A 22498-nucleotide genomic window follows, 5' to 3' on the forward strand; every position below is an offset into this window, starting at 1 on the left:
CCATTCGATGTAAGGACACTATGAGCACCACGTTCACAGTTCGCGGCGGCAAGCCCCTCACGGGCGAGGTCACCGTCCGCGGCGCCAAGAACCTCGTCTCCAAGGCCATGGTCGCTGCCCTCCTCGGCGAAGAGCCCAGCGAACTGCGCTCGGTTCCGGACATCCGCGATGTCGCGATCGTCAAGGAGCTGCTGAAGGTCCACGGCGTCGGCATCGACTGGGACGTTGAGGGCGGCGTGATCCGCATGGACCCGTCGAACGTGGAGCGGGCCCACGTGGCCGACATCGACGCCCACGCCGGCTCCTCCCGGATCCCGATCCTGTTCTGCGGCCCGCTCCTGCACCGCCTGGGCGAGGCGATCATCCCCGACCTCGGCGGCTGCCGCATCGGCGACCGCCCGATCAATTACCACCTCGACGTGCTGCGCCAGTTCGGTGCGCACGTCGACAAGCGCGAGCACGGCATCTACATCACCGCGCCCAACGGTCTCACCGGCACGAAGATCCGCCTGGAGTACCCGAGCGTCGGCGCCACCGAACAGGTGCTTCTGACCGCCGTGCGGGCCAAGGGCCTCACGGAGCTGGAGAACGCCGCTGTCGAGCCGGAGATCGAGGACCTCATCTCCGTGCTGCAGAAGATGGGTGCGATCATCTCCCTGAGCACGGACCGCACCATCATCATCGAGGGCGTGGAGCGGCTGGGCGGCTACACCCACACCGCCCTCGCTGACCGCATCGAAGCCGGCTCCTGGGCCTGCGCGGCGCTCGTCACCGGCGGTGACGTGTTCGTGCGCGGCGCCGAGCAGAAGGCGATGTCCACCTTCCTCAACATCCTGCGCAAGGTCGGCGCCGGCATGGAGATCAAGGACGACGGCATCCGCTTCTTCGCCACCGACGAGCCGCTGCGCCCCGTCGCTGTGGAGACCGACGTGCACCCCGGCTTCATGACCGACTGGCAGCAGCCCCTGGTGGTGCTGCTGACCCAGGCCGAGGGCATCTCCATCGTCCACGAGACCGTGTACGAGAACCGCCTCGGCTTCACCAGCGCCCTCAACGACATGGGCGCCCAGATCCAGGTGTACCGCGAATGCCTCGGCGGCTCCTCCTGCCGCTTCGGCCAGCGCAACTTCAACCACTCCGCCGTGGTCTCCGGCCCCCGCCAGCTCGAGGGCCGCAACATCACCGTTCCGGACCTGCGCGGCGGGTTCTCGTACCTCATCGCTGCTCTGGCGGCCGACGGGATCTCGAACATCTACGGCATCGACCTCATCGACCGCGGCTACGAGTCCTTCCGGGACAAGCTGACCGCTCTGGGCGCCGACTTCTGGGAGGGATGAGCCGATGAGCACCCCGGAGCCGGACGAGATCATCATCGAGCCCGACGACCAGCAGGACGGCACCGCCCACCACGGCGACCGCGCCGACGACACGGACCGCACCGAGCACTTCGTACGCGAGGCCCGCGGCTACAACTCACTCGCCCTGCGCGACATCCCGCTGCCGGACTACTGCGACGTGGTCATCATCCCCACCCGCGGTGTCCGCGAAACCGACCCGCGGGTGTGGGCGGAGGCGATCTTCTCCCGCGAGAACGCCACCCTCGCCTCCCGCGGGGCGAAGGCCCTGCGCAATGAGGCGATCCGCCTGTTCGACCTCGTGCCGCCGCCGGATCGCACGCGCGACGTCATCGAAGTGGTCGGTGATGAGGCCCTCATCGTGGACGACACCCCGTCGCTCGCCGTCCGCATCGGTGTGGCGGTGGAGCCCGGCGGTCACCTGCTGCGCATCACCACCGCGGTGAAGTACCGGAACCTGCGCGGACGCCTCACCTGGGCGCCCCGTCGCGTCATGCACGCCGCCGCCGTCCACACGCTGGCGCGCCGCGCCCCGGTCACCATGCGCACCCGCGAGGTGCGCGCCAGCGGCCAGCGCGGCCTGCTCGGGGTGACCCGTCTGCCGAAGCTGATCGACCAGCCCCGCCCCGGCCAGCACAGCCGCGGCGGCCAGCAGGATCAGCGCCGCCCCGACAGCGGCCGCTGACATGGCCGGCGCACCGCTGATCGCGGTCCTCGGCGCCGGCAGCTGGGGAACCACGTTCTCCTCGGTCCTGGCCGCCGCGGGCTGCCGGGTCCGCATCTGGGCGCGCCGCGCCGACATCGCCGCAGAGATCACCGAGCGCCGCACCAACCGCGGCTACATCCCGGAGCTCACCCTGCCGGACACGGTCAACGCCTCCAGTGACGCCGGCGCTGTGCTCGACGGGGCCGATGGCGTCGTCATCGCCGTGCCCGCGCAGAAGCTGCGCGGCGCCCTCGAGCAGTGGCCAGCCCTGCCGGACGTCCCCGTGGTGTCGCTCGTCAAGGGCATTGAACGGGACACGGATCTGCGGATCAGCGAACTGCTGGCATCCGTCGGCCGCATCGAGCCCAGCCGGATCGCGGTTCTGTCCGGACCGAACCTCGCGGTCGAGATCGCCCAGCAGCAGCCGTGCGCCGCCGTCGTCGCCTCCACCAGTGCCGCCACCGCGGACCGGGTCGCCCGCTGGTGCCGCGCCCCCTACATGCGCACCTACGTCTCCTCCGACGTCATCGGCGTGGAGGTCGCCGGCGCCATGAAGAACGTCATCGCCACCGCTGTCGGCGCCGCCGCCGGACTCGGGTACGGCGACAACACCCGCGCCTCCCTCATCACCCGCGGGCTCGCCGAGATGACCCGCCTGGGCACGGCCGTCGGCGCCCGGGCCGACACGTTCGCGGGGCTCGCCGGCATGGGCGACCTCGTCGCCACCTGCGCCTCACCGCTGTCCCGCAATTTCCGCCTCGGCGCCGCCCTCGGCCGGGGCCTCAGCGTGGAGGACGCGATCCGCGAGGTGGGACAGACCGCCGAGGGCGTCGCCACCGCGCGCGCAGTCCGGCAGATCGCCCACGAACGCGACCTGGACCTGCCGATCACGTCGATGCTGGTCGATGTGATCGATCACGGGCGTGACATTTCCAGCGTGACACGGGAACTCCTGTCACGCTCCGTGCGACCGGAATGAGATCATCACACCCATGAGCATTTCCGTGGCCCTCCTCTTCGGCGGCCGCTCCGGTGAGCACGGCATCAGCTGCGTCACCGCGGGCGGCATCCTCCGCGCCATCGACCGCGACCGCTTCACCCCGATCCCCATCGGCATCACCCCCAGCGGCCGCCTCGTGTCCGTCACGGACGACCCCGACCACTGGGTGATCCGCGACGGCCGCGCCCCCGAAGTGCCGGAGGACGGCGAGGAGGTCCTCCTGCCGACCGTCGCGAAGACCGCCGGGAAACCGTCGCAGCTGCGCGTCATCCGGGGCGGCCGTGTGGAGCACCTTGCGGACGTGGACGTGTTCCTGCCGCTGCTGCACGGCCCCTACGGTGAGGACGGAACCATCCAGGGGCTGTTCGACCTGCTCGACCTCCCCTACGTGGGCAGCGGAGTGCTCGCCAGCGCGGTGTGCATGGACAAGGACTTCACCAAGCGGGTCCTCGCCGATGCCGGCATCGCCGTGGCCGACGGCTGCGTGGTCCGCCAGGAGGACTGGTGCACCGATGAGGGCCGCGCCGAGATCCGCGCACGGGTCGCCGAGCTGCAGGCACCGCTGTTCGTGAAGCCGTCCCGGGCCGGCTCCAGCCTCGGCGTCTCCCGCATCGAGGACCTCGACGGCCTCGAGGAAGCGCTGCGCTCCGCCTTCGAGGTGGACCCGAAGGTGCTGGTGGAGTCCGGTGTCAACGGCCGCGAAGTGGAGTGCGGTGTGCTGCGCACCTCCCGCCGCCACCCGGTGCGCTCCACGCAGCCCGGTGAGGTCGCCATCGGCGACGACCTCGAGTTCTACGACTTCGAATCGAAGTACTTCGGCAAGGGCACTGTCCGGATCGACGTCCCCGCGTCGATCAGCGAGGAGCGCGCCGCGCAGGTCCGTGACATCGCCGAGCGCGCGTTCGTGGCCCTGGACCTGGAGACCCTCGCCCGGGTCGACGTCTTCGTCACCGATTCCGGCGTGATCGTCAACGAGATCAACACGATGCCCGGGTTCACGCCGTTCTCCATGTTCCCCGTGCTGTGGGAGAACATGGGCATCACCTACCGTGAGCTGATCACCGAACTGATCGACTCGGCGCTCGCCAAGCCGCTCGGCGTCCACTGACGCTGTCTCGGGCGAGGGGCGGCAGCGCCGTCAGTTCGTCTCGCCCTGCCCCACGCAGAAGCGGGTCGCGGGGATCTGGTTCACCAGACCCACCACCGCCAGGGGAGCGGCGCTCGGCTGATCCGGTGCGGCGGCACGCGGCACTGTCATATCGATCGCCGGTTCACGGCCGTACGTGGTGTACGTGAGGATCCCGGTCTCATCGTCCTGATGCACGATCCAGTCCACTGCGGTGCCGTTCGGCGCCTGTGTGGTGGTGCACAGCTCCGTTGTGGGCGGCGGGGGAGTGACGCCGCAGCGCAGCACCACCGCCTTCTCACCCGTGCCCCACGCGGCGGTGGACTGGCTGGTGGTCTCCTGCCGCTTCTGCCCGATCACTTCGTCGGGCAGCTTGGTGATGACATCCGCGCAGGCGGGGTTCGCGGCGTCCGGGCCCGGCGGTACTGTGACGGCGCAGCCGCTCAGCAGGCTCAGCAGCATGCCGCCGCCGATGAGGGCGGCGCTGGCGATGAGGCCGCGGTGTGCACGGCGGGGGAGCGCACGGCTGGGCTGGACCACCTCCGGTGAGGGGTCCGACGGCTGCTGCGGATCGTGGGGGTTCGGTGAGGACGTCACCTGTTCAGCGTAGCCGCCCGATCAGACGCGCTCGAACTCGTCGGCGCTGACCGGCATGGCCGCATCCGTCTCCTCCTCACAGTCCACGGCGGGGATCGCCCCGGTGACAGGTCGGGGTGCCGTGTCATCCGCTGCTGCCATGGCGGTGGAGCCGACGCTCGCCCCCATGATCACCACGATCGCGAGGACGGCGAGCAGGCTGATGCCCTGGCCGAGGAACAGCCATCCCACCAGCGCCGCCACCATCGGCTCGAGGGACAGCAGGACCCCGAAGGCGGACTTCGGCAGGCGTCGGAGGGCAGCGAACTCCAGGGAGTAGGGGATCACGGTGGCCAGCAGCGCGCAGGCGATGACCACGGTCAGCAGGCCGAGGTCGCTGACCGCTGTGGGCAGTGCCGTGATGCCGAACGGCAGGAGGAGGACGCCCGCGATCGCGACGGCGACGGCGAGGCCGCCGGCACCGGAGACGAGCTGGCCGGTGCGCTGGGAGACCACGATGTAGGTGGCCCAGCACGCGGCGGCGATGAGGATGAACAGCACGCCGAGGGGATCCAGTGCAGCACCGCCGTGGCCCATCAGATCGTCCACGAAGAACAGGCCGATGCCGAGCACGGCGAGGCCCACCCAGGCGAGGTCACGGGCGCGTCGGGAGAGGACGGCCGCGAGGGTGAGCGGGCCGATGAACTCGATCGCGACCGCGACCCCGAGCGGCAGGCGGTCGATCGCGGCGAAGAAGAAGCCGTTCATGACGGCGAGCACCACACCGAACAGGCCGACGGCTCGCCACTGCGGCAGGGTCCACCGGTGGATCGCCGGGCGGGTGATGAGCATCAGCACGACGGCGGCGACCAGCAGGCGCAGGGACGTGGTGCCCCAGGGGCCGAAGGCGGGGAAGAGGGACACGCCGAGGGATGCGCCGATCTGCAGGCTGGTGGCGGACGCGAGGACGAACAGGGCGCCCACCAGGGTGCCGCGGCCGCTGCGGGGCGACTCGGTGAGCTCCGCCTGGCCCTGCACGATCTCGGCGACGATCGGGATGCCGGCCGTGGGGCTGCCGGTGGTGGGGGCGTCGGAGATGAAACCGGTGGTGGGGGAGTCCGTGGGCTGACCGTCGAGGGAGACGACGGTGAAGGATCCGGTGGTGGTGCGCGTGCTCATGCCTCCACTGTGGAGCCCTCAGAAGTGTTCAGTCCAGTGATGGAAACTGGAATGAATCAGTAAGGATCCGTGAACTGTTCTGCGAAGGGGCGTCATGCTGAGCGTCAAAGGGCTGCGCGTGCTGGTGGAACTGGAGCGCAGAGGCACTCTCGCCGAGGCGGCGCGTGCTCTGAACTACACCCCGTCGGCCGTCTCGCAGCAGCTGGCCGCACTCGAACGGGAGGCCGGGGTGGCGCTTCTCACCCCGGTGGGCAGAGGCGTGCGTCTCACCGATGCGGGCCGCATGCTCGCCGCGCACGCCCACGAGATCATCGGCGCCATCGCCCGCGCCGAAACGGACCTCGCGAACCTGTCCTACACCGTGTCCGGGCAGGTGCGGGTCGCCTCCTTCCAGTCTGTTCTGCTGGAAGTGGCGCCGCGCGCCCTCGCCCTCCTGGCCGATGAGCACCCCGACCTCGACGTGGTTCTCTTCCAGCGCGATGTGGACGATGCCCATTCCGGTCTGCTCTCCCACGCCTTCGACCTCATCCTCGGTGAGGAGTTCGACGGCCACCCCCAGCCGCCCGTCCCGGGTGTGCAGCGCGAAGACCTGCTGACGGACCCGCTGTGGGTGGCCCTTCCGTCGGCCCTCGCGGCGCAGCGCGCCCCGCGCCGACTCGCCGACCTCGCCGACCAGCCGTGGGCGCTGGAGTCGTCGAAGACGCGGATGGGTCGCTGGGCCCGCACCGAATGCTTCGCCGCCGGGTTCAACCCCCGCATCCGATCCGAGAGCACCGACCCCACGCTGCACATGCAGCTGGTGGCCTCCGGGCTCGCCGTCTCCTTCGTGCCGGCGCTGTTCGGCGCGCGCCTCGGCCGCGGCATCGACGTGTTCGCCCTCGCCGGAGCCGACGGCGCCGCGCCCCGCCGCACCCTCTACACGGAGGTGCGGGACGGTCAGGCCCGACATCTCGCCATCCGCGCCGTGCGCAGCGCGTTCGTCGCAGCCGCGGGCGGCATCCCGGTGCACCGCACGAACGGCACCATCCGCACTGGCATGATGGACGCATGAGCACCCTCGGTGAGCTCGGCGAAGCCGGCATCCTCGCACGCATCCTGCCGATCCTCTCCGGCGCCGCGAACACGGAGCGAACTCTGATCGGTCCCGGCGATGACGCCGCTCTCCTCGCGGTCCCCTCCGGCTCGGTGGTCATCACCACCGACACCATGATCGAAGGCAAGGACTTCTTGCTGCGCGGCGATGCACCGGGGCGCAGCCCGCTCGGCTCCACCGGCGAGGAGATCGGCCACAAGCTCGCCGTGCAGAACCTCGCGGACATCGCCGCCATGGGTGCCGAGCCCACGGCGCTCGTGCTCAGCCTGTCCGCGCCCGCCACGACCCCCCTCGCCCTGATCGAGGGGATCGCGCGGGGCCTCGCCGCTCGCTCGGCCCGTGCCGGCGCCGTCGTCATCGGCGGTGATCTGGGCGGAGCGGACATGATCAGCCTGACCGTCACCGCCCTCGGCGAACTCGTCCCGGGCCTCGGCGGACGGGCGATCCGTCGCGACGGCGCCCGGGTGGGGGATGTCGTCGCCGTCGGCACACCCCAGCTCGGCCGAAGCGCCGCCGGGCTCGCTCTTCTGCTCGGGGGCCACGACCCCGCCGAACTCGGTGATGTGCAGCGGGGCGCGGAGGGCGCGCTGGAGTTCCATCGTGCCCCCGAGGTGGACCTGGAGGCCGGGCACCGCCTCGCCGCTGCTCTCGGCCACGACCTGCACGCCATGATCGATGTCTCCGACGGGCTCCTGCGCGACGCGGGCCGTCTGGCCGACGCCTCCGGAGTCCGCATCCACCTCGACGCCGACGGCCTGGCCACCATGGCCGAGGCGCTGCGACCGCTCGCCGATTCCCTCGGGCAGGATCCGTCGGCGTGGGTGCTGGGCAGCGGGGAGGAGCATGCGATGCTGATCTGCCTGCCCCCGTCGGCCCTCCAGGCCGCCCGGGACGTGCTGCGGGATGCAGGCCGCGACCTCACGGTGGTGGGACGCGTCCTGCCGGCGGGGGAGGAGGGCCCGCGCGCCACGGCTGCGGGTGTGAACGAGCAGGGGGCCGACGGGTCCGCGCTCGGCTGGGACCACTTCGAGTGAGGGAGTCCACAGCCGCCGGCGGCACTGGGCCCTGTCCTCAGCGATGGTCCGTGCGGTATGCTCAATGGGTTGCCTTGCGCCAGGGCGAGATCGTCCGCGCCTGCCGTGGGCGCATCATCGACGACTTCCATTCATTTCGACCAGGAGAACATCGTGGCTTCTAAGTGTGACATCTGCCCCAAGGGCCCGAGCTTCGGCAAGAGTGTCTCCCACTCCCACCGTCGCACCTCGCGCCGCTGGAACCCGAACATCCAGTCCGTGCGCGCCATCGTGAACGGCAGCGCCAAGCGCATCAACGTGTGCACGTCCTGCATCAAGGCGGGCAAGGTGCAGCGCGCCGCCTGAGCGCAGCTGCCCACCAGCACCCGTGAGAAGCGGCCCCGGATCCCGGGGCCGCTTTTCGCACAGGAGGAGCCATGCAGTCGCCTGCCCTGACCACCATCCTCAGCCCGAAGGAGCTGAAGGCCGTCCGCGGATTCGGGGTCGAGACCGCGGAGGAGCTGCTGCGCGTCTCCCCGAACCGCTACAAGGTCCCCGGGCCGGTGCGCGACCTCCACAGCCTGCAGGAGGGCGATGACATCACCGTCATCGCAACCGTCATCGACATCAGCGAACACCGCATGCGCAGCGGCCGCGGCACAGTCCTCACCGCCCGCATCGAGGACGATTCCGGGGACCAGCTGGACCTGCCGTTCTTCCTGTACAAGCAGCACCTGGTGACCTATCACCGGGGGAGGCTGCGCCCCGGCGTCGGCATCCTCGTCCAGGGCACCGTCAAACTGTTCCGGGGACAGCCGCAGGTCACCCACCCGGACTACACGCTGCTCACACCCGACGGCGAGGACACCGACGGCATCACCATCCAGCAGGCGCTGCAGCCCCGGCCCGTCTATCCGCAGCGATCCGGCTCCAAGCAGAGCACCGTTGCCAGCGCGTTCGACAAAGCCCTCGACTACGTCAGCCTCACCGCCACCCCCGTGCCCGGCGCGGTCCTCCGAGAGCATCGCCTGCTGACCGCTGAGCAGGCCCTCACCGCCCTGCACCGACCGCGCAGCATGAAGGACGTCGACGCCGCCCGGCGGTTCCTCCGCTTCGAAGAGGCGTTCATCATCCAGTCCGCGTTCGCGCGCCGCCGCGCCCGCGACGCCGAGGACCGCGCCTCCGCCTTGGATGTCCGCGGACAGCTCGCCACGGGGCTCGATCAGCGACTCCCGTTCTCGCTGACCGACGCGCAGCAGCGCGCCGGTGCCGAGATCGAGCAGCGCATCTCCACCGCGCGCCCCACGTCGGTGCTGCTGCAGGGCGATGTGGGCAGCGGCAAGACCATCGTGGCGCTGCGGGCCATGGTCCGCGCCATCGACTCCGGCCATCAGGCGGCGCTGCTCGCTCCGACCGATGTCCTCGCGCGGCAGCACCACGCCACCATCATGCGCATGCTCGGGGACCTCGGGGAGGCCGGCACCCTCCACGCCCCGGAGCACGCCACCACGGTCCGGCTGCTCACCGGGTCCCTCACGGTGCCCGAGCGCCGCCAGGCGCTGCTGGACATGCAGGTCGGGACCGCGGGACTGATCGTCGGCACTCACGCGCTGCTGTCCGACGGCGTCGACTTCGCCGACCTCGGCCTCGTCGTGATCGACGAGCAGCACCGCTTCGGGGTGGAGCACCGCCGCATGCTGCGCGCGAAGGGCAGCCACGGCGGCAACCCGCATGTCATCGTCATGACCGCCACGCCGATTCCGCGCACCGCGGCGATCAGCATTGCAGGCGACCTCGATGTCATCGCCCTGGACACCGCCCCTGCGGGCCGCGCCGAGGTGCAGAGCTTTGTGGTGCCCGAGTCGAGTGACTCGTGGCGCGAGCGCATGTGGGAGCGCACCGCGGAGGAGTGCCGCCGCGGCATGCAGGCGTTCGTGGTGTGCCCCCGCATCAGCCCCGATGACGACACCGACGACAACGCGGATGCCGGCTTCGTGGACGACGCCGACCCCGGCCTGCTCACCAGCAGCGGCGGGCAGGGGGCCGACGGACTCCCGGATCCCTGGGCTCTGCACAGCGTGGAGGAGATCGCCGAGCAGCTGCAGACCGACCCCCGCTTCCGCGGCCTGCGGATCGCGACCCTCCACGGCCGCCAGCACGCGAACGACAAGCAGAAGCGGATGGAGGCGTTCGCCGCCGGGCAGATCGACGTCCTGGTCGCCACCACCGTCATCGAAGTCGGAGTCGACATCCCGAACGCCACCGTGATGGTGGTGCTCGATGCTGAGCGGTTCGGGCTGTCCCAGCTGCACCAGCTGCGCGGCCGCATCGGGCGGTCCGACCATCCCGGCATCGCCTTCTTCACCACCCGCGCCGCAGCGGGCAGCCCCCAGCACGACCATCTGAAGGCGCTCGCCGACACCCGCAGCGGGTTCGAGCTCGCCGAGATCGACCTGGAGCGCCGCGGAGGCGGCGACCTCATCGGCACCGCCCAGTCCGGCATGCGCGCCGGCATCACCCATCTGAATGTGCTGCGGGACGCCGCCGTGATCGCCGAGGCGAGACAGGCCGCATTCAGCCTGGACCTCGGCGCCCTCAGCGAGGTTGAACGGACCCGACTGACCGACGCCATCGACGCCCGCCTCGTGGATGCGGACGTGGAGAGGAGCTGACATGCCCCGCATCATCGCCGGAGCGCTGGGCGGTCGCACCATCGCCTCCCCGCCCAGCAGCCGCACCCGCCCCACCAGCGACCGGGTCCGCGAATCCCTGTTCGGGCGGCTCGACGCCTGGGGCGTTCTGCGCGGCGCCCATGTGCTCGACCTGTTCGGCGGCACCGGCGCCCTCGCATTCGAAGCGCTGTCCCGCGGCGCCGGCAGCGCCGTCATCGTGGAGGCGCACGGCCCCACCGCCCAGGTGATCCGCCGCAGCGCCGAGGACCTCGGCCTCACCGACCAGGTCAGCGTCATCACCGGGCGGGCCGAGAGCGTCATCCGGACGCTGAACCCGTCGGCCGGCCCCGCCGCCTCAGCGGTGTTCCTCGACCCTCCCTACACCGTCCCCCTCGCGCACATCGCCGACCTCCTCGAGCAGCTCAGCGCCGCCGGAGTCCTCGCCGACGAAGCGGTCATCGTCATCGAGCACTCCGGCCGCACCGATGAGCAGCTGCGCCTCGGCCCCGAGTTCGTGGACGAGGGTGCGAAGCAGTACGGCGACACCGCCGTGGAGTTCTTCACCTATCTCGACCCCCGGATCAGCGCGGCAGGCACGGGCGATATGCTGGGGCAATGACCACAGCAGTTGTGCCGGGCTCCTTCGATCCCTTCACCACCGGTCACCTCGACCTCGTGCGCCGCGCGTCCGCCCTCGTGGACCGCGTCATCGTCGCCGTCTCCCACAACCCGAACAAGAACCACCTGCTGGACATCGAGACGCGCCTGCGGACCATCCGCGACACCCTCGAGCAGGAGGGACTGACCACCGTCACCGCCGAAGCCCTCCCCAGCGGGCTCCTCGTGGACTTCGCGAAGGGCCGCGGCGCCACGCACCTCATCAAGGGGCTGCGCTCCCAGATCGACCTCGCCTACGAGGAGCCGATGGCGCGCATGAACCAGCACCTGGAGGGCATCGACACCGTGTTCGTGCTGACCGATCCGTCGCTCTCCCACATCAGCTCCACCCTCGTCCGAGAGGTCGCCGGCCTCGGCCGCGACGTGTCCGACTTCGTTCCCGCGCCGGTCCTCGGCGCACTCACCGCAACCCTGGCAAAGGACAGCTGAGATGGCAGACCCCATGCTCCCCGCCGGCCTCGACCTCCGCTTCGAGGTCATCGACCTCATCCACCGCATCGGCGCCCACCGCACCGAAGAGCGCATCGTCCGCGCCGACGAGCAGGTCGGCAGCCCCGTCATGGGCGTCGCCGCCGGCGACCCGATCGACGTGCGCGCCCAGCTCGAATCCGTGGAAGAGGGCATCTTCATCACCGGCAGCGCCGACGCCACCCTCACCGGCGAATGCTCCCGATGCCTCGATCCGATCACCGAGGACGTCAGTGCCCCCATCGGCGAGATGTTCACCTACCCCGACAAGCTCGAGAAGGGCATCGATCCGGAGGAGGACGACATCCCCCTCCTCACCGGCGACACCATCGACCTCGGCCACCAGGTCCACGACGCCCTCGCCGTGGCCGCACCGTTCACACCCCTGTGCCGCGAGGATTGCCTCGGCCTGTGCGACCAGTGCGGGTTCCGCATGGAGGACGACCCCGACCACGAGCACGTCATCATCGACCCGCGACTGAGCTCGCTCGCCGCCCTGCTGCAGGACTCCGATGGCGCCGCCGGTGACGCCAAGGGGGACTCGGCACAGTGAGCCGGAAGAACCGTGCCCGCGGCATCGAGCAGCATCGCGAGGACCGCAGTGAGCTGCTCGCCTCCCTGCCGCTGCGGGGGCAGCAGATCCGCGAGGACCTCCTCGAGGTCGCGCTGACGCACCGATCGTTCTCGTACGAGAACGGGGAAGTGCCGCACAACGAGCGGCTCGAGTTCCTCGGCGACTCCGTGCTCGGCCTCGCCGTCACCCACCGCCTGTTCCACCTGTTCCCGGACGCTCCCGAGGGCCGCCTGTCCCGGCACAAGAGCGCCGTCGTATCGATGCGGGCCCTGGCACTGCTGGCGCGCCGCCACGGGCTCGGCGAGTACATCCGCCTCGGCCGCGGGGAGGCCCTGTCCGGCGGCCGCGACCGTTCCTCGGTCCTCGCCGACACGGTGGAGGCGATCATCGGCGCGGTCCATCTCAGCCTCGGCGCTGAGGCCTCCGACCGCTTCGTGCTGGACCTGATCGATCCGATCATCGACGACGACGAGTTCCTGCGCGCCGAATACGACTACAAGACGCGCCTGCAGGAGATCGCCGCGGAGCACGACACCGTCCCGGCCTACGAGGTGGAGGACCACTCGGCCGACGGCGTCTCCGCCTACAGCGCCGTCGCGACCGTGGCCGGGCAGGTCACCGGCCGCGGCGACGGCACCTCGAAGAAGGACGCTGAGCGCGCCGCCGCGCAGCAGGCCGTGCTGGCGTACTGCAACGCCCACGGCATCGAGTTCTCCGTGTTCGACGCCTGATGCCCGAGATGCCCGAGGTCGAGGTCGTGCGCCGCGGCCTCGCCCCCTACGTCACCGGACGCACCATCGACCGCGTCGAGGTCCATGACGTCCGGTCGATCCGTCGGCACACTCCCGGTGCTGACCACCTGGGCGACGCCCTCGTGGGGCGCCGGATCCGCTCCGCCGTGCGCCGCGGGAAGTTCCTGTGGCTGCTGGACGACCACCTCGACGACGCGCTCATGGTGCATCTGGGAATGAGCGGCCAGCTGCGCGTCAGCGCACCGCCCGCGACCGACCCGGCCTCCGTGGGCGGCCCGGGGGCGGGGCCGACAGGCGCCGCGCCCAGCGAGGGACCCGCCTCCGACCCGGTCAAACACCTGCGGGTGCGTCTGGAGCTCGATGACGGCACCCGCATCGACTTCATCGACCAGCGGATCTTCGGCGGCCTCTGGCTCTCGCCCCTGGAGGAGACAGCAGATGCTGCTCCCGCCGGTGAAGGCGACGATCTTCCCCTCATTCCCTCCTCGGCCGCGCACATCGCCCGTGACCTCACCGACCCGCAACTTGATGTGGAGCGCACCGTGGCTGCGATCCGCCGCAGCCGAGCCTCCATCAAGTCCCTGCTGCTGAACCAGCAGGTGGTCTCCGGCATCGGCAACATCTACGCCGACGAAGCCCTCTGGGCGGCCCGCATCCACTACGAACGCCCCGGTGAGAGCGTCAGCGCAGCGAAGGTGCGGCAGCTGCTGGCGGAGGCGAGGGCGGTGATGGAGCGCGCCCTCGAGGTGGGCGGCACGAGCTTCGACGCGCTGTACGTCAACGTCGACGGCCGCTCCGGCTACTTCGCCCGCTCGCTGAACGCCTACGGCCGCGAGGGCGAGCCGTGCCCGCGCTGCCGCGCACCGATCCGCCGGCATGTGTTCCAGAACCGTTCGTCGTATGTGTGCACGAGGTGCCAACGCCGATAGAGTGTCCGAGTGCGGCTGGGGACCCAGCCGTGTCGAGTGATGGAGGATCCTTCGCCCATGGACCAGCAGACCCGAGTGATGATCGTGGACGACCACGAGGTTGTGCGCCGCGGCATCGTTGCGGCGATCGATGCCGACGAGCGACTCACCGTTGTCGCTGAGGCCGGCAGCGTCGCCGAAGCGCAGCGCCGCCTGCCGGCCGTGCGCCCCGACCTCCTCGTGGTCGACCTCCAGCTGCCCGACGGCACCGGCATTGACGTCATGAACATCGCCCGATCTCTGCGCGAGGACCAGCCGATGCTGGTGCTGACCTCCTTCAACGACACCGCCGCGATCCGCGAGTCCCGCCAGGCGGGTGCCAGGGGCCTGCTGATGAAGTCGGCGCGGTCGGCGGAGATCACCGGTGCGATCGTCGAAGTCGCCGCCGGCGGCACCATGTGGCCGGCCGGCAAGGACGACGGTGACGAGTTCGACCTCACCCCCGTGGAGTCCCGCATCGTCCAGTTCATCGGCGACGGTCTGCCGAACCGGGAGATCGCCGAGCATCTCGGCATCGCGGAGAAGACCGTGAAGAACCGCATCACCGGCATCCTCCAGAAGATGGGGATGCAGCGCCGCACCCAGGTGGCGGCGTGGGTCGTCGCGAACCGCCGCGCCGACTGGAAGGACAGCTGAGCGGACCTGCTCAGCTCGCGAACTCGGTCGCCCGCCAGGACACCATGGTGCCCGGCTCCAACGGGTACACATCGACCCACCCGGCGTGCCGCCGCGCCCTCGAGCGCATGTTCGCCAGGCCCGAACGCCGCGTGACCGACGGGTCGATGCCGCGGCCGTTGTCCGACACGTTGACCTGAACCACCCGGTCCACGCCCTCGCGCAGAACCGTCACCGTCACCGCGACCGCTGAGGCGTGGGCGTGCCGGGCGGCGTTCGCGAGGCATTCGCGCACCACCGCCACCACGTCAGCGGTCAGCTCCGGGTTCGTGGCATCGAGGTCGTCCATCGAGGAGTGGAACTGCAGCGACGGCGCGAACCCGAGACCCGCGATCGCCATCGCGCACTCATGGCGGATCAGCTGCGTGAGGGTCAGCTCATCGGATTCGTTGCGCAGCGACTGCACGATGTGGCGGATCTGCGCGATCGAGTTCTCCAGTGACGCCATCGACTGCCGCAGCGATTCCGCGACCGGCCCGTTCTCCCGGAACTCCTGGAACCGTTCCGCGGACTTCGCTGCGGACTCCAGCTGCATGCCCGCCGCGAACAGCTCTTGGATCGCGAGGTCGTGCAGGTCCCGAGCGATGCGGTCCCGTTCGGTGGCGACATCGTCCTCGATGACGGAGCGGGCGCTCGCGTTGTTGAGGGCGAACGACATCACCGAGGCGAGGGCGTCCGCCAGGATCGTGGACTCCCGGTCGAAGGACGCGTCGGCGGTCTGCTCGGAGCCGGCGGGGAACCGCACCGCGATGAGGAGGCCGACGGCGTCGCGCCCGGCTTCCACCACGCGCGTCAGCACCTGCGGGGTGGGGGCTTCGGGGTGGGGCCGTCGGTCCCCGTCGGCCCAGAGCGTGCCGGGGATCGGCAGGTCGTCCTGCTCGTAGGGGTCGAGGTAGTGCCCGGTGAGGGTGCGGGAGATCGCCTCCCAGGTGAGGAGGTCGAACCCGGGGGCGTTCTGCGAGTCGAGGGTGCGCGCCATGCGGCTGGAGCGGCCCGGCGCTTCCGGTTCGTAGCGGACGTCGCGGCCCATGAGTTCGTCGCGGTAGCGGCCGCGCACCACTTCGCAGGACCAGGCGCGCGGCCCCGCTGGCAGCAGCAGCATCAGGGTGTCGGCGTGGAGGTCCGAGAACGATGCGTCCATCAGGTAGTCGAGCAGCTCATCGTCGTCGTGGCCGTTGAGCACGGCGAGCGTCAGTTCGTCGATGCGGGTCACGCGTGCCATGCGGGGTCCTCCAGGTCGATGATGTCGGCGCCGAGTTCGGTGAAGCGGCGGTCGTGGGTCACCACGATGACGGTGCAGTGCTCGAAGAGGGCGTCCTCGCCGGTGCCGAGGATGCGCTGCATCAGCGCGTGCGCCGTGTCCTCGTCGAGGTGCTCGGTGGGCTCGTCCAGGATGGTGATGGGTGAGCGGCGGGCGATGGCGCGCGCCAGCAGGATGCGGCGGCGCTCACCGCCGGAGACGTCGGTGCCGCCGGACCCGAGCATGGTGTCCAACCCGCCCGGCAGGCCCGCAACCCAGCCGCCGAGGCCCGCGTCGGTGAGAGCGCCGCGGATCTGCTCGTCATCGAGATCGCGTTGGGCCACCCGGATGTTCTCCCGCAGGGAGGTGGCGAAGAGGTGTGCGTCCTCCGCGTAGGAGGTGATGTGCCCGCGCAGCTGCTGCTCGTCAAGGCCTGCGAGGGACACCCACTGCCCGCTCGAATGGGAGCCGACGGAGACCCGTCCTCGCAGCGGTGCCAGCAGTCCGGCCAGGGTCAGCAGCAGCGTCGTCTTGCCGCGGCCCGATGCGCCGAGGACGACCGTGCGGGAGCCGGGGGCGAACGTGCGGGTGAAGTCCCGCAGCACGGGCGTGCCGGGCACCCAGCCGACCGTGAGGTTCGTGGCGGCGAGGGTGAGCGCCCGGTGGCCCTTGTCTGCGGCGGGGAGGGCGGCGGCGCGGTGGGCGTCGTCGTCGATGTCGGGCATCTCACCGGTGCCGGCGATGTCGCTGAGGCGCTCCGCGGCGGCTTCCGATCGGGCCTTCTGGCGGGCCGCAGCGGGCAGGACGGTGGCCGCTTCGAAGCTGGACAGCGGCAGCAGCAGGAGCAGGCCGACGATGCCGGCGGTGGTGGGGACGATGCCGCCGGCGAACCCGTCGGCCGGCAGCAGGTGCACGGCGCCCGCCGCGAGGATGGAGCCCACCAGTGCGGGGATCATGGCGAGCATGACGCCGGCCTGTGCGAAGGCCGACGGGCGCGCCGCTTCGTCCAGGCCCCGATCGAGGTCCGCCTGGGCGTCTCTGAGATCGGCCAGGGCGGTCTCGAGGGTGCCGGCGACCCGCATGGCGTCGCCGTTCTCGGCGATGTCGAGGGTGATCGCCGCCAGGCGCATGCGCCGCTGCACGAGGGCGCGTTCGGTGTGCTGAGCGGCCCGGTAGGCGGCGTACGGCGCCCACAGGGACGCGATCAGCAGGGACGCCAGCATGAACAGGGCAGCGATCGGCGCGAAGGGGAAGAACGTGAGCACAACCAGCACGGCCATGACGGCCGCGACGATCGCTGGGATGACGTGGCGGATGACGTCATCGGCCATGTCCTCCGCGTCGTCGCCGATGCGGGCGAGGAGGTCGCCGCGCTTGAGGCGCTGCAGATGGTCGTCGGTGCGGCGCGACAGGTTGGTGAACAGGTTCGTGCGCAGGTTCATCACACCGGTGAGGGCGGCGTCGTGCGTGAGCATGCGCTCCACGTACCGGAACACGCCGCGGGAGATGCCGAGCGCCCGCACCGACACCACGGCGATGGACAGGTCCAGCACCGGCGGCATCGTCCACGCAGTGGTGATCAGCCAGCCGGACACGGCGGCGAGGGCGAACGCAGCCGCCAGGGTCGCCACGCCGGCGGCGACAGCCGCAATGATCGACCGCGGCGGAATCTCCATCAGCGCCCGCATCAGGATGATGGGGGAGAGGGGGCGGTCCGGCTCCTGGTCGTGCTGGTCGAGTAGGCGGCGGTCGGCGCTGGCGGGTGCTTCAGCGTGCTCGAGGTCGGGGACGCTTCGGTGCTGGCTCATCCCGGCACCTCCGCGGTCTCGTCCGCAGCCGCGGGGACGGCCGACCGGACGGGAGTGACGCGGTCCGCGACCTCGAGGAGGCTGGTGCGGTGCGTGATGATGAGGACCGTGGAGCCGGCGTCGCGCAGACGGTCGATGACGGCGATGACGCGGTCCTCGCTCTCGCCGTCGAGGTGGGCGGTGGGCTCGTCCAGGATCACCAGAGGCCGGTGCTGCAGCAGGGCCGCAGTGAGCGCGACCCGCTGCCGCTGGCCGACGCTGAGGCCGGTGCCGCCGCGGCCGATCACGGCGTCCCAACCGCGGTCGTCGATGACGTCGCCGAGGCCGGTGGCGTCCATGGCGGCGCGCAGCTGCTCATCGTCGGGGGCGGTGCCGTCGGCTGCGGCGCTGCCGGTGAGGATCTCCCGGATGGTGCCGGGGCCGATGACCGGGCGCTGCGGCAGCCATGTCACCTGCTCATGCAGAGCGGGGAGGTCCACGTCGGCCAGGTCGATGGGGGCGGATCCGGCCGGTTCGAGGACGATGCGGCCATCGGTGGGCGTCAGCAGGCCCAGCAGGGCGCTGACGGCGGTGGACTTTCCGCAGCCCGACGGGCCGGTGAGGGCGTGCACCCCGCCGGGTTCGATGACTACGTTCAGTCCCGCGGGGGCGGTCGAGTCGCGGCCGGTGACGGACAGGTCCTCGATCCGGATCGTGGTGGTGCGCAGATCAGGGGCTGCCGTAGAGCCCTCGGGACGCAGAGGAGCGGTGAGCACGGCGAAGGCGGCGTCGAGGGCGGCGACGCCGTCGGCGGAGGCGTGGAACTGCTGCCCCACGAGCCGCAGCGGGAGGTACACCTCGGCGGCGAGGACCAGCACGGCGATCGCGGGGAACAGCTCCATCTCGGCGTACACCAGGCGCAGGCCGATCGAGACGGCGATCAGGGCGACGCCGAGGGTGGCGATGAGCTCCAGCACGAACGAGGACAGGAACGCGAACGCGAGGGTGCGCATCGCCGAGGACTTGTGCTCGCGGCCCAGGCCTTCGACGATCTGCTCGCTGCCGCGCTCCCGGCCGAGGGCGCGCAGCGTCGGCAGGCCCTCCACGAGGTCGAGGGTCTGGGACCAGAGAGTGCGCATCGTGCCGAGGGACCGCTGGGAGGCGTTCTCGGTCATGCGACCGATGAGGATCATGAAGACCGGGATCAGGGGGATCGCCACCAGCGCCACGATCGCGCTGGTCAGGTCCCACCAGGCGATGGCGAGGAGCGCAAGCGGGGTGACGGTGGCGGCGAGCGCCAGCTGCGGCACGTACCCGGTCATGTAGGGGCGCAGCGCCTCCAAGCCGGTGGTGGCGAGCGCCGCGGACGACGCGGCCTCCGTCGGCCTTCCGTTCGCGTCCACGCGGCCCCGGGGGCCGGCGAGCGCGAGGTGGCGCATAAAGCGCTGCCGCAGCTGCGCGATGGTGCGCGTAGCGGCGCGGTGGCCGGTGAGCTCCCGCACCCACTGGGTGAGGGCGCGCACCGCCAGGGCGAGGGTGAGCACGCCGAGCACCCCGGGGTGCTCCAGCGGCCACTGGTTGTGCTGGAGGACCGCGGCGCCGAGGCGGCCCACGCACCAGGCGACCGTGATCATGGCGACAGCCTCCACCAGACCCGCTGCGACAGTGAGCGCCAGGTGCTGGCGGGCACTGCGGACCTCAGAGATGAGGCGGGGGTCCAGGGGAGGCTGTCGACGAGCCACGTGCTCTAATTCCCTCTCAGCTGACCGAAGTCAGCGGGCGGTCTCGGTGCGGTGATCATCCGTGTCGAACGCGGCGCGGTACTCATCGCGCACACGGCCGACGATGCCGGAACCGGGAGCCGGGGTGTCCTCACCGGTCACGCGGTGACGGAAGACCCAGTAGCTCCAGGCCTGGTAGGCGAGGACGATCGGCAGGAGCACCACCGTAGCAATGGTCATGACCGTCAGGGTGTACTCCGTGCTGGACGCGTTGGTCACCGTCAGCGACAGGGCGTCGTCGTTGACCGCGGGCAGCACGTACGGGAACAGGCCGCCGAACAGCTGGATGGTCGCCATCGCGATCGCCAGGGAGGTGGCGCCGAACGCGGCGCCCTCACGACGAGCACGGTTGAGCGGCACCACGGCGATCAGGGCGAGCGCCGCGATCACCAGCGGGATCCAGGTCCACCAGGTGTGGGAGTAGGCGATCTGGGCCCACACCACGAACACGGCGGCGACCACGATCGTGGGGATCGCGATGCGGCCGGCGAGCCGGTTGGCGTCCTCGCGGAGGTCGCCCGTGGTGCGCAGGGCCAGGTACAGGGTGCCGTGCAGCCAGAACAGCAGCACGAAGGTGAGGCCGCCGAGGATGCCGAACGGGTTCAGCAGGCCCAGCAGGGTGGTGGTGATGACGGAGTTGCCTCCGGCATTCGCCTCCATCTCAAAGCCGCGCACGATGTTGGCGAAGGCGACGCCCCACAGGAGGGCGGGGCCGAAGCCGCCGATGAAGTGCATCCAGTCCCACGCCTTCTTCCAGGTGGGGCTGTCCACCTTGTCGCGGTACTTGAAGGCGCACACGCGCACGATGAGCGCGAGCAGGATGACGAACAGGGCGAGGTAGGCGCCGGAGAACAGAGTGGCGTACCACTCCGGGAAGGCGGCGAACATGGCGCCGCCGCCCACCAGCAGCCACACCTCGTTGCCGTCCCACACGGGGCCGATGGTGCGCAGGATCTGCTTCTTGCGGCGCTCATCGCCCTTGCCGAGCGGGAACACGTTCATGCCGACCCCGAAGTCGAAGCCTTCGAGGACGAAGTAGCCCAGGAACAACACCGCGATCAGCGCGAACCAGAGGATCTGGAGGAATGTTGCATCCATGATGAGTCTCCTTGTGCCTCAGTAGCCGAAGCTGATGGTCGGGGTGTCGAGCTGCTTGGCGCCGTCGTCGGCGGTGACGCGCTGCGGGGCGGAGACGCCCTTCACCGCGGCCTTGTGCATCAGGTAGTACCAGACCACCGCAAGGGCGCCGTAGATGAGGGTGAAGCCGACGAGAGTGAGGATGACGATCCAGTCGGGGTGTCCGGAGACGCCCTGCATGGTCATCATGCGCACCATCGGGTCACCGGTGGGGGAGGGGTGCACCACCCAGGGCTGGCGGCCCATTTCGGTGAACACCCAGCCGGCGGAGTTCGCCAGGAACGGCATCGGGATGGCGAGCACTGCGAAGCGGGCGAACCACTTCGAGCCGGTGGTGCGGCGCATCTCGCCCTTGCCGCGGGTGACCCACCATGCCCAGACGGCGAGGATGCCGGAGAAGACGGCGAAGCCCATCATGAGGCGGAAGGACCAGTAGGTGACGAACAGGTTCGGACGGTAGTTGGCCTCGACGGTCTCGCCGGCGGCGTTGACGACCGTGTCACCGAACTTCTCCTTGTACTCCTTCTGCAGGCTCTCCACGCCCCGCAGCTCAGCGTTGGGGTTGTTGGTCGCCAGGATGGAGGTGACGTACGGGATCTCGATGAGGTGCGTGACGTCGGAGCAGTTCTGCTTGAACGCCTCCGGGCCGCCGACGGTCAGGATGGAGAACGGCACGCCCTCCTGGTCCTCGCAGATCGCCTCAGCGGACGCCATCTTCATCGGCTGCTGCTGGAACATGAGCTTGGCCTGAACATCGCCGGACACGAAGATCAGCAGTGCGGAGATGACCATGGCGAGGGTGCCGAAGCGGACCGCGGGGCGGAACACCTCGCGGGCGAGGTGGGTGTGCTCCTGGGCGGCAGCGGTGTCGGCCTCGAGCTCCTGGGCGCGGTTGTGGTGGCGCACCATGTGGAAGGCGGCGATGCCGGTGACGAATGCGGCGGCGACCAGCCAGGCGCCCGCGATCACATGCGGGAATGCGGCAAGGGTGGTCGGGTTGGCGAGGACGGCGAAGATGCCGCCGGCCTCCGGGTCGAGCTCAGCGCGGCCGGTGGTCGGGTTGAACTGAGCGCCGACGGGGTGCTGCATGAAGGAGTTCGCCGCGATGATGAAGTACGCGGACGCGGTGGTGCCGAGGGCGACCAGCCAGATCGTCAGCAGGTGGACCTTCTTCGACATGCGGTTCCAACCGAAGATCCACAGGCCCAGGAAGGTCGACTCCATGAAGAAGGCGATCAGGCCCTCCAGGGCCAGTGGCGCGCCGAAGATGTCGCCGACGAAGCGGGAGTACTCCGACCAGTTCATGCCGAACTGGAACTCCTGCACGATGCCGGTGGCGATGCCGATGCCGAAGTTGACGATCAGCATGGAGCCGAAGAATTTGGTGAGTCGGGTCCACGAGTCAGCCTTGACCGGATCCTTCGACGTGTAGGCGACGGTCTGCATGATCGCGACGAGGAGGGAGAGGCCGATGGTGAGGGGGACGAAGATGAAGTGGTAGACGGTTGTGATGCCGAACTGCCACCGTGCGAAATCAAGAGCCTCCATGCTGCGTCCTTTGCAATCTGAAGGAATGGGTGAGGGGACGGTCTCAGGGTAGTGCTCCCGGCTTGGGACCGATAGGGCTAAGGTCCTGGTCCGTCCCGCAGTGCGATGCGATGGGGTCGAGCGGCGGTTCGCTCCGCTCCCCGCAGGAGCAGTGTGCGATACTGGGGCGC

General features: G+C 70.3%; 21 protein-coding genes. 14 read left to right on the forward strand and 7 right to left on the reverse strand.

Going from position 1 to position 22498, the window contains the following annotated elements:
- Positions 1-20 precede the first annotated feature (20 nt).
- Genes murA through FHX50_RS02170 form a run of 4 tightly spaced genes read left to right on the forward strand, consistent with a single transcriptional unit; the run spans position 21 to position 4169 of the window.
- Positions 21-1337, forward strand: coding sequence for a UDP-N-acetylglucosamine 1-carboxyvinyltransferase (murA, locus tag FHX50_RS02155; RefSeq protein WP_183374017.1), 1317 nt, complete (start codon positions 21-23; stop codon positions 1335-1337).
- Positions 1338-1341: 4 nt separating this feature from the next.
- The gene (locus FHX50_RS02160; RefSeq protein ID WP_183374019.1) at positions 1342-2040 is read left to right on the forward strand and encodes a DUF2867 domain-containing protein; all 699 of its coding nucleotides are present in this window, start codon (positions 1342-1344) and stop codon (positions 2038-2040) included.
- A gap of 1 nt (position 2041) precedes the next feature.
- Positions 2042-3040, forward strand: a complete 999-nt coding sequence (locus FHX50_RS02165; protein WP_183374021.1) for an NAD(P)H-dependent glycerol-3-phosphate dehydrogenase — start codon at positions 2042-2044, stop codon at positions 3038-3040.
- A gap of 13 nt (positions 3041-3053) precedes the next feature.
- On the forward strand, positions 3054-4169 hold the full coding sequence (locus FHX50_RS02170; RefSeq protein WP_183374023.1) for a D-alanine--D-alanine ligase family protein: 1116 nt from the start codon (positions 3054-3056) through the stop codon (positions 4167-4169).
- Between the two features lie 30 nt (positions 4170-4199).
- On the opposite strand, the gene FHX50_RS02175 is transcribed toward FHX50_RS02170, so the two are convergent.
- Positions 4200-4784 (reverse strand): DUF3515 domain-containing protein, encoded by a 585-nt coding sequence (locus FHX50_RS02175; protein ID WP_343064024.1) that lies wholly within the window; start codon positions 4782-4784, stop codon positions 4200-4202.
- A gap of 21 nt (positions 4785-4805) precedes the next feature.
- A complete protein-coding gene (locus tag FHX50_RS02180; protein WP_183374025.1) occupies positions 4806-5942 on the reverse strand; it encodes an EamA family transporter in 1137 nt (378 codons plus the stop codon).
- Between the two features lie 94 nt (positions 5943-6036).
- On the opposite strand from FHX50_RS02180, the gene FHX50_RS02185 reads away from it, so the two are divergent.
- The 10 genes from FHX50_RS02185 (at position 6037) to FHX50_RS02230 (ending at position 14796) form a co-directional block, all read left to right on the forward strand.
- Complete coding sequence (locus tag FHX50_RS02185; protein WP_183374027.1) at positions 6037-6993, forward strand: LysR family transcriptional regulator; 957 nt, start codon at positions 6037-6039, stop codon at positions 6991-6993.
- Positions 6990-8069: a thiamine-phosphate kinase gene (gene thiL, locus FHX50_RS02190; RefSeq protein ID WP_183374029.1), complete on the forward strand. Its 1080-nt coding sequence runs from the start codon at positions 6990-6992 to the stop codon at positions 8067-8069. The genes FHX50_RS02185 and thiL overlap by 4 nt, the downstream gene beginning before the upstream one ends.
- A 153-nt stretch (positions 8070-8222) precedes the next feature.
- Entirely contained in the window at positions 8223-8414 is a 192-nt protein-coding gene (rpmB, locus tag FHX50_RS02195; protein ID WP_183374031.1) for a 50S ribosomal protein L28, read from the forward strand.
- A gap of 71 nt (positions 8415-8485) precedes the next feature.
- The gene (locus FHX50_RS02200; RefSeq protein ID WP_183374033.1) at positions 8486-10720 is read left to right on the forward strand and encodes an ATP-dependent DNA helicase RecG; all 2235 of its coding nucleotides are present in this window, start codon (positions 8486-8488) and stop codon (positions 10718-10720) included.
- A 1-nt stretch (position 10721) separates the two neighbouring features.
- Complete coding sequence (gene rsmD / locus FHX50_RS02205) at positions 10722-11339, forward strand: 16S rRNA (guanine(966)-N(2))-methyltransferase RsmD (RefSeq protein ID WP_183374035.1); 618 nt, start codon at positions 10722-10724, stop codon at positions 11337-11339.
- Positions 11336-11827 (forward strand): pantetheine-phosphate adenylyltransferase, encoded by a 492-nt coding sequence (gene coaD / locus FHX50_RS02210; RefSeq protein ID WP_183374037.1) that lies wholly within the window; start codon positions 11336-11338, stop codon positions 11825-11827. Before rsmD ends, coaD begins: the two co-directional genes overlap by 4 nt.
- Before the next feature lies 1 nt (position 11828).
- Positions 11829-12419: a YceD family protein gene (locus FHX50_RS02215; RefSeq protein WP_183374039.1), complete on the forward strand. Its 591-nt coding sequence runs from the start codon at positions 11829-11831 to the stop codon at positions 12417-12419.
- Entirely contained in the window at positions 12416-13171 is a 756-nt protein-coding gene (gene rnc / locus FHX50_RS02220) for a ribonuclease III (protein WP_259923196.1), read from the forward strand. Before FHX50_RS02215 ends, rnc begins: the two co-directional genes overlap by 4 nt.
- Positions 13171-14121: a bifunctional DNA-formamidopyrimidine glycosylase/DNA-(apurinic or apyrimidinic site) lyase gene (mutM, locus tag FHX50_RS02225; protein ID WP_183374041.1), complete on the forward strand. Its 951-nt coding sequence runs from the start codon at positions 13171-13173 to the stop codon at positions 14119-14121. The genes rnc and mutM overlap by 1 nt, the downstream gene beginning before the upstream one ends.
- Before the next feature lie 57 nt (positions 14122-14178).
- On the forward strand, positions 14179-14796 hold the full coding sequence (locus FHX50_RS02230) for a response regulator (RefSeq protein WP_239374938.1): 618 nt from the start codon (positions 14179-14181) through the stop codon (positions 14794-14796).
- 10 nt (positions 14797-14806) lie between these two features.
- Here the strand turns inward: FHX50_RS02230 and FHX50_RS02235 are convergent, their stop codons facing one another.
- From FHX50_RS02235 to FHX50_RS02255, 5 genes are read right to left on the reverse strand one after another with little or no spacing between them, the layout of a single operon-like run.
- Positions 14807-16057: a sensor histidine kinase gene (locus FHX50_RS02235; RefSeq protein ID WP_246370632.1), complete on the reverse strand. Its 1251-nt coding sequence runs from the start codon at positions 16055-16057 to the stop codon at positions 14807-14809.
- Positions 16045-17883, reverse strand: a complete 1839-nt coding sequence (gene cydC / locus FHX50_RS02240; protein WP_246370633.1) for a thiol reductant ABC exporter subunit CydC — start codon at positions 17881-17883, stop codon at positions 16045-16047. The genes FHX50_RS02235 and cydC overlap by 13 nt, the downstream gene beginning before the upstream one ends.
- Positions 17880-19604, reverse strand: coding sequence for a thiol reductant ABC exporter subunit CydD (cydD, locus tag FHX50_RS02245; RefSeq protein WP_183374043.1), 1725 nt, complete (start codon positions 19602-19604; stop codon positions 17880-17882). The genes cydC and cydD overlap by 4 nt, the downstream gene beginning before the upstream one ends.
- A gap of 30 nt (positions 19605-19634) precedes the next feature.
- Entirely contained in the window at positions 19635-20741 is a 1107-nt protein-coding gene (cydB, locus tag FHX50_RS02250) for a cytochrome d ubiquinol oxidase subunit II (protein ID WP_183374045.1), read from the reverse strand.
- An 18-nt stretch (positions 20742-20759) separates the two neighbouring features.
- Positions 20760-22328, reverse strand: a complete 1569-nt coding sequence (locus FHX50_RS02255; RefSeq protein ID WP_183374047.1) for a cytochrome ubiquinol oxidase subunit I — start codon at positions 22326-22328, stop codon at positions 20760-20762.
- Between the last annotated feature and the right edge of the window lie 170 nt (positions 22329-22498).

This window comes from Helcobacillus massiliensis (assembly GCF_014191425.1).
Lineage (GTDB): Bacteria > Actinomycetota > Actinomycetes > Actinomycetales > Dermabacteraceae > Helcobacillus > Helcobacillus massiliensis.

Coding starts and splice junctions, on each gene's coding strand:
- murA (WP_183374017.1), top strand. CDS start 21: ATGAGCACCACGTTCACAGTTCGCGGCGGCAAGCCCCTCACGGGCGAG.
- FHX50_RS02160 (WP_183374019.1), top strand. CDS start 1,342: ATGAGCACCCCGGAGCCGGACGAGATCATCATCGAGCCCGACGACCAG.
- FHX50_RS02165 (WP_183374021.1), top strand. CDS start 2,042: ATGGCCGGCGCACCGCTGATCGCGGTCCTCGGCGCCGGCAGCTGGGGA.
- FHX50_RS02170 (WP_183374023.1), top strand. CDS start 3,054: ATGAGCATTTCCGTGGCCCTCCTCTTCGGCGGCCGCTCCGGTGAGCAC.
- FHX50_RS02180 (WP_183374025.1), bottom strand. CDS start 5,942: ATGAGCACGCGCACCACCACCGGATCCTTCACCGTCGTCTCCCTCGAC.
- FHX50_RS02185 (WP_183374027.1), top strand. CDS start 6,037: ATGCTGAGCGTCAAAGGGCTGCGCGTGCTGGTGGAACTGGAGCGCAGA.
- thiL (WP_183374029.1), top strand. CDS start 6,990: ATGAGCACCCTCGGTGAGCTCGGCGAAGCCGGCATCCTCGCACGCATC.
- FHX50_RS02200 (WP_183374033.1), top strand. CDS start 8,486: ATGCAGTCGCCTGCCCTGACCACCATCCTCAGCCCGAAGGAGCTGAAG.
- rsmD (WP_183374035.1), top strand. CDS start 10,722: ATGCCCCGCATCATCGCCGGAGCGCTGGGCGGTCGCACCATCGCCTCC.
- coaD (WP_183374037.1), top strand. CDS start 11,336: ATGACCACAGCAGTTGTGCCGGGCTCCTTCGATCCCTTCACCACCGGT.
- FHX50_RS02215 (WP_183374039.1), top strand. CDS start 11,829: ATGGCAGACCCCATGCTCCCCGCCGGCCTCGACCTCCGCTTCGAGGTC.
- mutM (WP_183374041.1), top strand. CDS start 13,171: ATGCCCGAGATGCCCGAGGTCGAGGTCGTGCGCCGCGGCCTCGCCCCC.
- FHX50_RS02230 (WP_239374938.1), top strand. CDS start 14,179: ATGGACCAGCAGACCCGAGTGATGATCGTGGACGACCACGAGGTTGTG.
- FHX50_RS02235 (WP_246370632.1), bottom strand. CDS start 16,057: ATGGCACGCGTGACCCGCATCGACGAACTGACGCTCGCCGTGCTCAAC.
- cydC (WP_246370633.1), bottom strand. CDS start 17,883: ATGAGCCAGCACCGAAGCGTCCCCGACCTCGAGCACGCTGAAGCACCC.
- cydB (WP_183374045.1), bottom strand. CDS start 20,741: ATGGATGCAACATTCCTCCAGATCCTCTGGTTCGCGCTGATCGCGGTG.
- FHX50_RS02255 (WP_183374047.1), bottom strand. CDS start 22,328: ATGGAGGCTCTTGATTTCGCACGGTGGCAGTTCGGCATCACAACCGTC.